Consider the following 12,373-nt stretch of genomic DNA (forward strand, 5'->3'; position numbering starts at 1 on the left):
ACCGAACGGTAGGTCGGGAATACTTCTCGTGGTACCCCCGTCTCAGGAACTGAGCACCGCCTCCATCACCGCTCGGGCGATCGGCGCCGCGTCCCCGCCCCCGCTGATCTCCCCCCGGTCCGCCTCCGCGTCCTCCACCACCACGGCGACCGCGACCTTCGGTTCCATGTCGCGCTCGCCCTGCGCCCAGGAGATGAACCAGGCGTACGGCGTACCGGAGTTGCCGACCCCGTGCTGCGCGGTGCCGGTCTTGCCGCCGACGGTCGCGCCGCGGATCGCGGCGTTGGTGCCGGTCCCCTCCCGCACCACGTCCTCCATCAGCTCCTTCAGCCGTACGGCGGTCGACGGATGCATCGCCTGCCGCACCGGCCGCGCCCCGGACGCCCCCACGGTGGCGCCGCCCGAGCGGGTCGTACACTCCACCAGATACGGCGGCCGCACCTGCCCCCCGTTCGCGACCGCCGCCGACACCATCGCCATCTGGAGCGGGGTGGCCCGCGTGTTGTACTGCCCGATCGACGACAGCGCGAGCTGCGCCTTGTCGACGGAGACGTCGAAGGTGCTCTCGGCGACGGAGAACGGGATGCCGAGCCCCTGGTCGTTGAAGCCGAACCCCGCGGCCGTGGTCGCCATGTCCGCCACCCCGACCCGCACCCCCAGCTTGGCGAACACCGTGTTGCACGACCACACGAAGGCCGCGTGCACCGAGGCGTCCTCGCAGCCCGTCGCCTCGTTCACCAGCGAGGTCGTCGTGCCCGGCAGACGGTACGGGTCCGGCGAGTCGGTCGGCTCCTCCACGTCCGTCACCACCCCCGCGTCCAGCGCGGCCGCCGCGGTCACCACCTTGAAGATCGAACCCGGCGGATAGGTCTGCCGGATCGCCCGGTTGAGCATCGGCTTGTCCGGGTCCTCGTTCAGCCCCGCCCAGGACCGCTCCACGGCCGCGTCGTTCCCGGACAGCACCCCGGGGTCGTACGACGGACTCGACACCAGCGCCAGGATCCGGCCGCTGGACGGCTCGACGGCCGCCACCGCGCCCTTCCGCCCGGCGAGCCCCGCGTAGGCGGCCTCCTGGGCGGCCCTGTCGATGGTGGTGACCACGTTCCCGCCGGGGGGCTGGGCGCGGGTGAAGTCGTTCCACAGCGGGAACGCCGAGAGCATCGGGTCGGTCCCGGACAGGATGCCGTCCTCGGAGTGCTCCAGGAACGTCGTGCCGTAGATCTGCGAGGCGAACCCCGTGACCGGCGCGTACAACGGGCCCTGCGGATACGTCCGTTCGAAGCGCAGCCGCCCGTCGGTGTCCTGGGAGCCGGTGACCGACCTCCCGCCGACCAGGATGTCGCCGCGCGGCTGGCCGTAACGGGCGATGGAGGAGCGGCGGTTGGCGGGGTTGTCGTCGTAGGAGCGGGCCTCGAAGACCTGGACGCGGGTGGCGTTGACGAGCAGCGCCATCAGCAGCAGGGCGCAGAAGCAGGCGGCGTGCCGGATGTAGCGGGTCATGTGCCGGGTCCTGTCCTTGCTCCTGTCCTCGGCCCTGTCCTGGGTCCTGTCCCGGGTCATGGGGCGACCTCCCCGTCGTACTGGCTGCGGGCCGAGTCGCTCACCCGGATCAGCAGCGCCACGATCGCCCAGTTGGTGACCACCGACGAGCCGCCCTGCGCCAGGAACGGCATCGCCATCCCGGTCAGCGGGATCAGCCCGGTCACCCCGCCCGCGATGACGAACACCTGCAACGCCACGATCGAGGCGAGCCCGACGGAGAGCAGCCGCCCGAAGGGATCGCGCAACGACAGCCCGGCCCGGATCCCGCGCTCCACCAGCAGGGCGTAGAGCAGGAAGATCGCCGACAGCCCGGCAAGCCCCAACTCCTCGCCCGCCGTCGCCAGGATGAAGTCCGACTTCGCCGCGAACCCGATGAGGATCGAGTGCCCGAGCCCCAGTCCGGTGCCGAGCATGCCGCCGGCGGCGAAGGCGAACAGGGACTGCGCGAGCTGGTTCGGACCCTGCCCGGCCTCGATCGAGGCGAACGGATGCAGCCAGTCCTCCACCCTGCTGTGCACATGCGGCTCCAGCCAGCCGACGGCGACCGCGCCGAGAGAGGCCAGCAGCAGGCCCACGGCGATCCAGCCGGTGCGCCCGGTGGCGACGTAGAGCAGGACCACGAACAGTCCGAAGAACAGCAGCGAGGTACCGAGGTCCCGCTCCAGGACCAGTACGCACACGCTCAGCAGCCAGATCGCGACGATCGGCCCGAGCACCCGCCCGGTCGGCAGCTGGAGCCGCCACACCCGGCGGCCCGTGTACGCGAGCGCGTTGCGGTTGGCGGCGAGATAGGCCGCGAAGAAGACGGCCAGCAGCACCTTCGCGAACTCGCCCGGCTGGATGGAGAATCCGGCGATCCGGATCCAGATCCGGGCGCCGTTCACGGAGGGGAAGAAGATCGGCAGGGTGAGCAGCACCAGAGCGGCGGCGACACACACGTACGCGTACCGCTGGAGCACGCGGTAGTCGCGCAGCAGCAGCACGGTCACGATGAACAGGGCGACGCCGACCGTGGACCACACGAGTTGGGTGGGGGCCGCCCGGTCGCCGGGCGTCTCCAGGTCGAGCCGGTAGATGAGGACCAGGCCGAGCCCGTTGAGCAGGACGCCGATGGGCAGGAGCAGCGGATCGGCGTACGGCGCCCGGTAGCGCACCACGAGATGCGCGACCAGCGCGAGCACGCCGAGCCCGGCGCCGTAACCGGCGGCGCCGGGTGGGACGGTGCCGTGGGTGGCGAGGCCGACGTCGCAGTAGCCGTACACGCAGAGCAGTACGGCGACGACGATGAGGGCGAGTTCGATGCCACGGCGCCGGGGGAGGCGTACAGCGGGAGCGGGGGGATCCGCTTGAGCCACAGGGGTTCCGGCCTTGGTCATGTCCGGAACTTACCCAAATAGGGCGGGTTGTCTTCCTGGTCCGTCAGCACCAGCGTGGCGCGGCCCCGATGTTGTCGATGTACCGGGCGGCGCCCCAGGCCCAGGTGCCGTCCGTGAGGAGGTACCAGAGGTGGTTGCCGTCGACGTTCTGGCCGCCGGTCTTGCAGAAGATCGAGACGATCTCGCCCTGGTAGGCGTAGCGGATGACCTGGGAGCCGGTCGTCGGCTTGCTGCGCAGCCGCAGCGTGCTGGCCGTGACGACGCCCTTGTAGAGGCGCTGACTGCTCTGCTGGTGCCCACCCCAGTTGCCGCCGGAGTCGTTCTGGGAGTTGCTCCAGCTCTGGGAGTCGCCCTGGGAGTCGTTCTGGGAGTTGCTCCAGTCGCTCTGGGAGTTGCTCTGGGAGTCGCTTTGGTGGCCGCTCCAGTCGTCGTCCGCGACGGCGGGGGTGGCGACGGCCGCGGCGAGGAAGGTGCCGGCGACGACGGATATGGAGAGGCGGGAGCGCAGGGACATGGGGGAGACCTCCACGTATGGGGCGAAGCTGACTATTCGCCACATTAGGAGGCGTGTCCGAGGGGCGCCTTTCAGGCTGGGCCATAGGAGAACTCCCCAGGGGCGCGGGGCTGTATCCCTGTGCGGCTCCGCCGCGTGGGCGCGACCAGCCACGTACAACCGTCAGAACGCGAACTACCGCAACACCAACGTCGCAACCGCCCCACCATCAACGGAATTCTCGAAAGACAGCGTGGCCCCCAACACCTCCGCCTGCCCGAGCGCAATGGTCAGCCCGAGCCCATGCCCCTTCGAACCCCCCTCCGTCCGGAACCGCTGCGGCCCGTGCTCGACCAGATACCCCGGAAACCCGTCCCCGTGATCACGAACGACCACGACAGGACCGTCGACCGTCAGAGACACCGGCCCCCGCCCATGCCGATGCGCGTTGGCCACCAGATTCCCCAGCACCCGCTCCAGCCGCCGCCGGTCCGTCTCCACGGCGGCATCCCGTACGACGACGACCTCGGTGTCGGTCCCGGACGCCCGCACCACCCGCTCGGCCAACGCCCCCAACGGCTCGGTGTCCAGCTCCGAGCGTTCCCGCCCGGTGTCCAGCCGGGAGATCTCCAGCAGATCCTCCGTCAGCGTCCGCAGCGCCCCGACCCGGTCCCGTACCAACTCCGTCGGCCGCCCCGGAGGCAACAGCTCCGCCGCCGCGTGCAACCCGGTCAACGGCGTCCGCAGCTCATGCGCCACGTCCGCCGTGAACCGCTGCTCGCTCAGCAGCTTCCCCTGCAACGAGGCCGCCATGGAGTCCAGCGCCGAAGCGACGGCCGCGACCTCGTCCTGGGGCCGCGAGGGATCCTTCGTCCGGGGGTCGTCGACCCGCGCGTCCAGGTCTCCCGCGCTGATCCGCCGGGCCACCCGTGCCGTCGCGTGCAGCCGCCGCGTCACCCGGGTCACCGCGAACGCCCCCACCAGCAGCGTTGCCCCGATCGCCAGCGCCGAGGACCACAGGATCGACCGGTCGAGGGCGGCGATGGTACGGGCCTGCTGGCGGTAGTCGACCCGGACGGCGAGGGCCCGGCTCCCGTCGGCGGGGCCGGCCGCCCACATCGTGGGATCCCCGTCGCGGGAGGCGACCATCGTGCCGCGGTCGCCCGCCACGGCCAGGTCCCGCAGGGACTCCGGCAGCCCCGGCGGATCGACGCCCGCGAACGGTCCGAGGGTGTCCCCGGCCTCGTACGCCGAGGTCGCGTCCTCGAGTCGCTGGAGCGCGAGGTCGCGGGCCTGGCCGACGGTCTGGTTGGTCACCGACACATGCACGAGGACGCCGAGCAGCGCGGCGAGCGCACAGCACATCACCGTGATGAAGAGGGCGGCCTTCACGGCGAGGGTGCCGGCCCACCGGGGGAGCGCGAGCCTCACCGCGAGCCCGCCGACGGGGACGGGCTCTTGCCGATGTGCAGCATCTCGTCGTGGGTCAGCAGCATGACGTGCTGCTCCGGATCCCAGGTCCACTGGAAGCGGTACTCGTAGTCCGCGAGATCGGACGGCGCGTGGATGATCACCGAGCGCCCGGCCAGCTCGACCCCGCTCACGGCGTCCTCGTTGGCCATGACCTGGACCAGCCGGCCGCCCTCGAAGGTGTAGACGCGCACCGCCGTCTGGTGGCCCGGCAGCAGCCGGAACCCCAGCGTCAGATCGTCGTGCCCGTCGCCGGTGAGGTCGCGGTAGTACGGCTTGAGCAGCGGGCACCGGCTGTCGGCCGGCTCCTTCCCGCAGTACGCCATGCGGCGGGCCGTCTCGCGGTACGGCGCCTTCGCACCGGAGTACTCGTCGGGGTGCTGGGCGATCTCCGCCTTCACGACGGCCACCGGGTCCACCTCGTGGACGTCGTCGCCCGGCGCCGTGATGCCCTTCATGGCCTCGGACTCGCCGTCGTCGTAGTTCCAGGCGGGACTGGCGGCCGGGGTCAGATTCGGCCACAGCCGGGCCGGGCTGGTCGCGGTCGAGGTGGGGCCCGCGCCGTGCAGCCCGCCCGCGTCACCGCAGCCCGCGACGGCGGTCAGGACCAGGGCTGCGGTGACGAACGTACGGACGGGGCGTGGCACTGTGCTCCAGAGGCGGACGGGATCGGGCGAGGACGACGACCGGCCCGTACACCTTATTCGTACGGAAGTCCTTTTTGCGCACCAGGCGGGCGTGACCTGGACCTACTCTGCCAGCTCCTCCAGCAGCCGCGCGGTCGGCAGCCCCGCCCGCAGATAGTCGACGAACAGGTCGTTGTGCAGCGCCCACGGCGAGCGGCGGGACCGGATCGTCCGGATCGCCTCCTCCGCGGAGCGCCCGCTCCGGATCAGCGCGTGGGCGATGACCAGCCCCGAGCGGTTGTAGCCGTGGTGACAGCGGACGAGGACCTTGCGGCCCTCGTCGAGTGCTTCGCTCGCGGCCCGCGCGAGACGTATCACGCCCGCGAGCTGGGTTCCGTCCAGTGGCCCGTCAGGAATCGGCCAGACATGGTGTTCCACTCCCGGGTCGGGCCCGTGCCCCGGCAGCCTCAGCAGGGTCTGGACGAGATCGAACTCGTCCCGTACGACGGCGAATTCCAGTTGCCCCGACTGCCCCCTGAACTCGTGCCCGCCCATCCACAGGCCGGGCACTATCTCGCTCCATGGACTGTCCGGGGCCGGTACGTCGGGCTGCTTCCTGCGGGTTCGCAATAACGCCTCCCCAACTCCCCCTCCCAACTACTCCCAAACTCCCAACTACTCCCAAAGGTAACCGCCTTCTTGCCCCTGGAGCACCCCGCCTGTTCCCATGGTCAAGGGGTGATGGTGCATGAGCGGACTGCGCGTCATACCGACCTGGCGGCACGGCCAGGAGCGGCTCTACGTGTGCCTGACGGACGGGCGGAACGTCGCCTGGTACGACCGTGAGGCGGCCCGGGTGAACCTGTTGAGCGAGGACCGCAGGGACGACGTACTCGAAGTACTCGGACCCTTCCTGACCGGCCCGGTGGCGGTGGGGCCGCCCCCGGTGCCGACACCGGCGGAGCTCGCCAGGCTCACCCTCCACCCGGACGACGACCTGGCGCCCAACCGTCCCGGCGAGGCCCTCCAGATCGCCCTCGACCGCGACCCGGGACCACCGCACCGGCTGCGCCCGGACCCGCGCCGCCGGGCCCTGCTGGCCGAGCAGGCGGTCGGGGAGGCGCTGGACCGGCTGGACGGGGCGGGCTGGCACGTCCTGCACTCGGTCCCCTTCCCCGGCGGTGACCGCGTCCACCATCTGGCGATCGGCCCGGGCGGCCTCTTCGCGATCCATACGCTGTACGCCCGCAAGCAACGGGTGACGGTCGCCGACCCCATGGTCACCCTGGGCCGCCGCGAGCCCCACCCGCTGCTGCGCCGCGTCCGCGCCGACGCCGACCGCGCCTCCTACGCCCTGACCGCCGAGGTCCGCCCCGTCCTCGCCCTCGTCGGGCCGACGGACGTCCGGATCACCGCCCCGCCGAGGGAGGTCCGGATCATCGCGGACACGGAGGTGGAGAGCCTGGCCCGGCTCGGCGGGATGCTCAAGCCGGCGGACGTGGAGGCCCTGCACGCGATGGCGCGAGACCGGCACACGTGGACCTCCGGCGGCTGAGCCGGCGTCCGGCGCGGGCCGCTAGGGCAGTTCAGCGGCGCCGGCGGTTTCGAAGAGGGGGGCGAGCAGGTCGCCGTGGTCCCGGAGGCGGGGGGCGATGTCCGTGGCGAGGAAGGTGAGTCGACCGGGTGACCGGCACTCCTCGACCTCGTCCCAGGTGACGGGGGCGGAGACGGTGGGCTCCGGTCGGGCCCGCAGGGTGTAGGGCGTGGCGGTCGTCTTGCGGGCCGCGTTCTGGCTCCAGTCGACGAAGACCTTTCCGGGCCGCAGGCTCCTGGTCATCCGGTGCACGGCGAGGCGGGGGAGGGCGCGCTCGGCGGCGACGGCGAGCTCCTTGGCGTACTCGGTCACCCGTTCGGAGGGCGTGGGGCGCAAGGCGGCCACCAGATGCAGCCCCTTGGACCCGGACGTCTTCGCGTACGCCTCGATCCCGTCCTCGGCGAGCCGCTCCCGCAGCCAGAGCGCGACCTCGCAGCAGTCGACGACGGTGGCGGGAGAGCCGGGGTCGAGATCGAGGACGAGCCGGTCGGCACGGCCGGGGCGCTGGATCACCCACTGGTGCGTGTGGAACTCCGTGACCAGGTTCGCGGCCCACATCAGGCTCGCCAGATCCTGGACCAGCACCATCCGCGCCGGCCCCTCAGACCTGGGCACCTCGGCGGTGGTGACCCAGTCGGGCGTACCCGGCGGCACGTTCTTGGCGAAGAACACCTGACCGTCGGGGCCGTCCGGATAGCGCAGGAAGGACAGCGGCCGGTCGCGCAGATGAGGGAGCAGGGCGTCGGCGGTGGTCGCGTAGTAGTGCAGCACCTCGCCCTTGGTGAACCCGGTCGCGGGATACAGCACCTTGTCCAGATTGCTGAGCGCGAGCCGGTGCCCGTCCACCTCGGTGATCGGCGTCATACGATGAGAATGGCACGCAAATGGGCTGATAGAGGCTTTTGGGGTTTTTGATAATTTTCAGACTTTTACCGTACGGAAAGGTCCTGATCGTGCGATCCATATGGAACGGCGCCATCTCGTTCGGCCTGGTCAGCATCCCCATCAAGCTGGTCAACGCCACCGAGAGCCACTCGATCTCCTTCCGCCAGATCCATCTGGAGGACGGCGGCCGCATCCGCTACCGCAAGGTCTGCGAGCTGGAGGAGAAGGAGGTCGGCTCGGCCGAGATCGGCAAGGGCTACGAGGACGCCGACGGCACGATCATCCCGATCACCGACGAGGACCTCGCCCACCTGCCCCTCCCGACGGCCAGGACGATCGAGATCGTCGCCTTCGTACCGGCCGACCGTATCGACCCGCTCCAGATGGACGCGGCGTACTACCTCGCGGCGGGCGGCGCCCCGGCGGCGAAGCCGTACACGCTGCTGCGGGAGGCGCTGAAGCGCAGCAACAAGGTCGCCATCGCCAAGTACGCGCTGCGGGGCCGCGAACGCCTGGGCATGCTGCGGGTGGTGGAGGACGCGATCGCCATGCACGGGTTGCTGTGGCCGGACGAGGTCCGGGCCCCGCAGGGCGTCGCCCCGGATGTGTCGGTCACGGTGAACGACAAGGAACTCGACCTCGCGGACGCGCTGATGGACACCCTGGGCGAGATCGACCTGGACGACCTCCATGACGAGTACCGCGAGGCCCTGGAGGAGGTCGTCGCCGCCAAGGCGGCCGGCGAGACCGTGCCCGAGGCTCCGGAACCCGCCAAGGGCGGCAAGGTCCTCGACCTCATGGCCGCCCTGGAGAAGAGCGTCCGCGAGGCGAAGGAGTCCCGGGGCGAGGAGTCGGCGGAGATCCGCCGGCTGCCCCCACGCAAGCCGGCACGCGCCACGCCGAAGCAGGCGGGGGGTAAGAAGTCGACGGCGAAGGCTACGGCGGCTGGGGCTGGGGCTGGGGCTGCGGCTGGGCGTGGGGCTGCGGCTGTGAAGAAGACGACGGCTTCCGCGAAGAAGGCGGCGGCGAAGAAGACGGCGTCGAAGTCCACGGCCTCGGCGAAGAAGACGACGGCGAAGAAGGCAACCCCTCGCAAACGCTCGGCCTGAGGCGACTTCGTCTCCCCACGCGCCGGGCTCTCCACCGCCTGTCCTTGCTACCCGGGACCGAGGCCGAGACCGAGCCGTCGCAAGGCCAGTACCGCGTTGTGCCCCCCGAACCCGAACGAGTTGCTGAGCGCCAGGTCGCCATCGCTCGGCAACTCCCGAGGTGCCCCGAGCACCACATCCAGCCCGACCGCGTCGTCGACCTCCCCGCACCCCACGGTCGGCGGCACCACCCCGTGATGCAGCGTCAGCACGGCGGCAACCGCCTCGACCCCACCCGCGGCCCCCTGCAGATGCCCGAGGTGCCCCTTCAGCGCGGTCACCGGCACCGAACGTCGCCCCAGCACGGCCCGCAACGCACCCGCCTCGGCAAGATCCCCCTCGACGGTCGCCGTCGCATGGGCGTTCACATGGACGACGTCCACCACGTACCCACCCGCATCCCGCACCGCCCGCCGCACGGCGAGCGCGACCCCGCTCCCGGACGGATCGGGCGCGGCCATGTGATGCGCGTCGGCGGAGAGCCCCCACCCGGCGGCCTCGCAGTAGATCCGCGCACCCCGGGCCCGGGCATGCTCCTCGGCCTCGAGTACGAGTACCCCCGCGCCCTCCCCGTTCACGAACCCGTCGCGGTCCTTGGCGAACGGCCGCGAGGGCGACCCCTGCGCCAACCCCGCCTGGGACAGCGCCCGCATGGACGCGAACGAGGCCATGATCGCCGGCGTGACGACAGCCTCCGCGCCACCCGCGAGAGCGAGGTCGACCCGGCCGTACCGTATGCGGTCGATGGCCTGTCCGATCGCCTCGGTCCCGGAGGCGCAGGCGCTGGTGACGGTCCGTGCCTCGCCGGTGATGTGCAGGTCGAGGGAGACCTGTGAGGCGGCCTGCGACGGCACGGTCATGGGCGTGGTGAGCGGTGAGACCCCGCGAGGCCCCTTGTCCCGCAGCTTCCGGTCCCCGCCCACGAGCACGGACGCGTCCCCGAGGATCGCCCCGAGGCTCACCCCCACGCGCGTCGGATCAAGCCCGCTCGGCCCCGTCCCGCCGTCGACGAACCCGGCGTCTCCCCAGGCCTCCCGCGCGGCGAGCACGGCGAACTGAGCGGCACGGTTCATCCGCCGAGCGGCGGCGCGGGGCAGCAGCGTGACGGGATCCACGGGCACGGTCCCGGCCACCCGCACCGGCAGCTCACGGAACTCCTCGTCGTCCAACTCCCGTATCCCGTGCCGCCCGTCGAGCAGCCCCCGCCACAGCTCGTCGACCCCGACGCCGAGCGGCGTGACGGCCCCCAGCCCGGTGACGACGACCCGCCGAGGCCCGGAGGCGGCGGCCGCACGCGTGGGCCGAGGGTGATGTCGTACGACGAACCCCTCCCGGTCCGCGTCGGCGGCCCACCGCCGCACGTCACGGTCGGACACGGGCGCGTCGGCGCAGTGGTCGAGGTCCTGGTGCCAGACCCCCCACCGCCGCACGAAGGTCACCTCGACGGCGCCCGGGTCGACGGCACGCAGGGACCCGACGCGGTCCCCGTCCCGGAACTCGACGTCGTCGAGAGGGGGCGAGGAGAGCCGGGGCACACCGGTGACATCCACCCGGCGGCAGGCGACGGTCACCGGCCGCTCCCGCCCGAGCACTTCGTCGCGGTCCACACCGCCCAGCGGCGGCCGCAACGTCAGCCGGATCGTCTCCGGCGACTCGGGCAGCGTGTGCGTGACGACGTACCACCGCGGCCCCTCGACATCCTCCGGCGCCAGGGCGACGAGATCGCCCGGGATGACCTCCGCGGCGCTAACAGGGTGTGGATTTATCGGGACTTGCGAATTCTCGGACGATTTGGACATATCCGTACATGCTTCCTGTGGTCCGAACTGCCTTGCGGCAGGCCGTCCCGAGTGAACTGGACGAAAGCCGGAAAGGCCATTGTTGAAAGGGAAACATGCCCGGTCTCTTGCACTCCGCAAACAGGCCGTGAAACGAACCCGCCGTCAACTCGCTTCAGCAGCCGATGAGTTGCCGGGGGCGGCTGTGGATGATCTGTGTGAAAGGTCACGGTCGCACACGGACGGATCACCCGCGGACCGATCACCTGTGGACCGATCACTTGTAGACCGATCGCCGCCCGCCGTCACCAGCGCGGTACCCACCGCCAGGCCGAGCGCCGGCAGCAGGGGAAACCGCCCGTCGGGAGCGAAGCCGTGCACGGCGAAGCGGGCGAGAGACACGACGGCGAACGCCAGCCCGGGCCAGAGAGTCCAGGAGCATCCCGGTGCCGAGAACCGGGCCCACCCACGGACCCCAGCCAACGGCCGTACCCCAGCCAACGGCCGCACGCCCGCCAACGGCCGAACCCCGGCCAACGGCTGGACCGCCGCCACCCCCCCGACCATGACGAGCCCGAGCACCACCAGCCAGGGCACCCGCAGCCCCCACCAGGCGAGCGACCCGAGCGCGGGCTGGGGCGCGAGCCCGGTCAGATAGAAGCAGGCGGCCACGACGAGCACGGGCAGCATGTGCCACAGATAGAGCGTCATGCTGGCACCCCCGACACCCCGGACCACCCGCCACACCCGCTCCCGCGCAAGCACCCTCCTGAGCGGAGGCGCGAGCAGCAGGCACCCGCCGACCTGGGCCACCACCCAGGCCAGCATGGCGAGCGAGGGCGGATCGGTGTTGCTGGGATCCTGCCCGGTGACCCGGATGAGACTGACGGGATAGGGCCCGAGGGCGACGAGCCCGACAAAGGCCACCCCACCAAGGCCCGCGAGCGCGAGGCCTTTGCCGACCAGCAGCCCGTCCCGCCAGCAGAAGCCCAGCTGATAGGCGACACCCCACACGAGGACGTACCCGAGGAGCCCTCCGTACGGCACGAACGCCGCCACCCCGGCGACCACCCCCATCCCGGCCGGCACGAGCAGCCCCCACCGCAGATGCGCCGCGTACAGCAGCGGCGTCAGCGCACTGAGCACCAGATACACCGGCAGGAACCAGAACTGCATGGCCATGGCCCACCCGACGAGCTCAAGAGTGCCCGCGTCCACCCCGACGCCCTGACACACCGCTACGGCGACCAGCACGAGGCCGCTGTAGATCCCGGCCGGCACCAGCAGCCGCATCGCCCGCCGCCGCACCCACCCCGAGGCACCACCACTCATGGCCGCCCACGACCCACCCGCCGCGTACCCTCCCGCCAGAAAGAACAGCGGCATGATCTGAAACCCGAGCGTCAGCCACTGCGTCCACGGAATCCCGGCAAGCAACTCCGGCGAACGTATCACCCCGCC

Annotated in this window: 11 protein-coding genes; 2 read left to right on the forward strand and 9 right to left on the reverse strand. The window is 71.4% G+C overall.

The features are described from left to right. Positions 1–42: 42 nt before the first annotated feature. From HLK59_RS32590 to HLK59_RS32615, 6 genes are all read right to left on the reverse strand, one after another. Positions 43–1,500 (reverse strand): penicillin-binding transpeptidase domain-containing protein, encoded by a 1,458-nt coding sequence (locus tag HLK59_RS32590; protein ID WP_171145184.1) that lies wholly within the window; start codon positions 1,498–1,500, stop codon positions 43–45. Between the two features lie 56 nt (positions 1,501–1,556). Beyond that, a complete protein-coding gene (locus HLK59_RS32595) occupies positions 1,557–2,918 on the reverse strand; it encodes an FtsW/RodA/SpoVE family cell cycle protein (protein ID WP_171145174.1) in 1,362 nt (453 codons plus the stop codon). 43 nt (positions 2,919–2,961) lie between these two features. Next, positions 2,962–3,432 (reverse strand): SH3 domain-containing protein, encoded by a 471-nt coding sequence (locus HLK59_RS32600; RefSeq protein ID WP_171145175.1) that lies wholly within the window; start codon positions 3,430–3,432, stop codon positions 2,962–2,964. A gap of 174 nt (positions 3,433–3,606) precedes the next feature. Next, positions 3,607–4,842 carry a HAMP domain-containing sensor histidine kinase gene (locus tag HLK59_RS32605; RefSeq protein WP_171145176.1) on the reverse strand — a complete coding sequence of 412 codons (1,236 nt, stop codon included), beginning with the start codon at positions 4,840–4,842 and terminating at the stop codon, positions 3,607–3,609. Next, on the reverse strand, positions 4,839–5,528 hold the full coding sequence (locus HLK59_RS32610; RefSeq protein WP_171145177.1) for a hypothetical protein: 690 nt from the start codon (positions 5,526–5,528) through the stop codon (positions 4,839–4,841). Before HLK59_RS32610 ends, HLK59_RS32605 begins: the two co-directional genes overlap by 4 nt. Before the next feature lie 102 nt (positions 5,529–5,630). Beyond that, positions 5,631–6,137: a dual specificity protein phosphatase family protein gene (locus HLK59_RS32615; RefSeq protein ID WP_171145178.1), complete on the reverse strand. Its 507-nt coding sequence runs from the start codon at positions 6,135–6,137 to the stop codon at positions 5,631–5,633. 118 nt (positions 6,138–6,255) lie between these two features. On the opposite strand from HLK59_RS32615, the gene HLK59_RS32620 reads away from it, so the two are divergent. Beyond that, positions 6,256–7,062, forward strand: a complete 807-nt coding sequence (locus HLK59_RS32620) for a nuclease-related domain-containing protein (RefSeq protein ID WP_171145179.1) — start codon at positions 6,256–6,258, stop codon at positions 7,060–7,062. A 21-nt stretch (positions 7,063–7,083) separates the two neighbouring features. On the opposite strand, the gene ligD is transcribed toward HLK59_RS32620, so the two are convergent. Further along, positions 7,084–7,965, reverse strand: coding sequence for a non-homologous end-joining DNA ligase (gene ligD, locus HLK59_RS32625; RefSeq protein ID WP_171145180.1), 882 nt, complete (start codon positions 7,963–7,965; stop codon positions 7,084–7,086). A gap of 89 nt (positions 7,966–8,054) precedes the next feature. Here ligD and HLK59_RS32630 point away from each other — a divergent pair, with 89 nt between their 5' ends. Next, a complete protein-coding gene (locus HLK59_RS32630) occupies positions 8,055–9,095 on the forward strand; it encodes a Ku protein (RefSeq protein WP_171145181.1) in 1,041 nt (346 codons plus the stop codon). A 47-nt stretch (positions 9,096–9,142) separates the two neighbouring features. On the opposite strand, the gene HLK59_RS32635 is transcribed toward HLK59_RS32630, so the two are convergent. Together HLK59_RS32635 and HLK59_RS32640 are read right to left on the reverse strand one after the other, a co-directional pair. After that, positions 9,143–10,933, reverse strand: coding sequence for a beta-ketoacyl-[acyl-carrier-protein] synthase family protein (locus tag HLK59_RS32635; RefSeq protein ID WP_171145182.1), 1,791 nt, complete (start codon positions 10,931–10,933; stop codon positions 9,143–9,145). Between the two features lie 144 nt (positions 10,934–11,077). Next, the coding region (locus HLK59_RS32640) for an acyltransferase (protein WP_171145183.1) at positions 11,078–12,373 on the reverse strand (1,296 nt) is incomplete at its 5' end.

It is taken from the genome of Streptomyces sp. S3(2020), assembly GCF_013044505.1.
Classification (GTDB): Bacteria; Actinomycetota; Actinomycetes; order Streptomycetales; family Streptomycetaceae; genus Streptomyces.

Excerpts from the sequence above, each read along its gene's own strand:
- ligD (WP_171145180.1), bottom strand. The coding sequence starts at position 7,965 with ATGACGCCGATCACCGAGGTGGACGGGCACCGGCTCGCGCTCAGCAAT.
- HLK59_RS32600 (WP_171145175.1), bottom strand. The coding sequence starts at position 3,432 with ATGTCCCTGCGCTCCCGCCTCTCCATATCCGTCGTCGCCGGCACCTTC.
- HLK59_RS32635 (WP_171145182.1), bottom strand. The coding sequence starts at position 10,933 with ATGTCCAAATCGTCCGAGAATTCGCAAGTCCCGATAAATCCACACCCT.
- HLK59_RS32595 (WP_171145174.1), bottom strand. The coding sequence starts at position 2,918 with ATGACCAAGGCCGGAACCCCTGTGGCTCAAGCGGATCCCCCCGCTCCC.
- HLK59_RS32620 (WP_171145179.1), top strand. The coding sequence starts at position 6,256 with ATGAGCGGACTGCGCGTCATACCGACCTGGCGGCACGGCCAGGAGCGG.
- HLK59_RS32590 (WP_171145184.1), bottom strand. The coding sequence starts at position 1,500 with ATGACCCGCTACATCCGGCACGCCGCCTGCTTCTGCGCCCTGCTGCTG.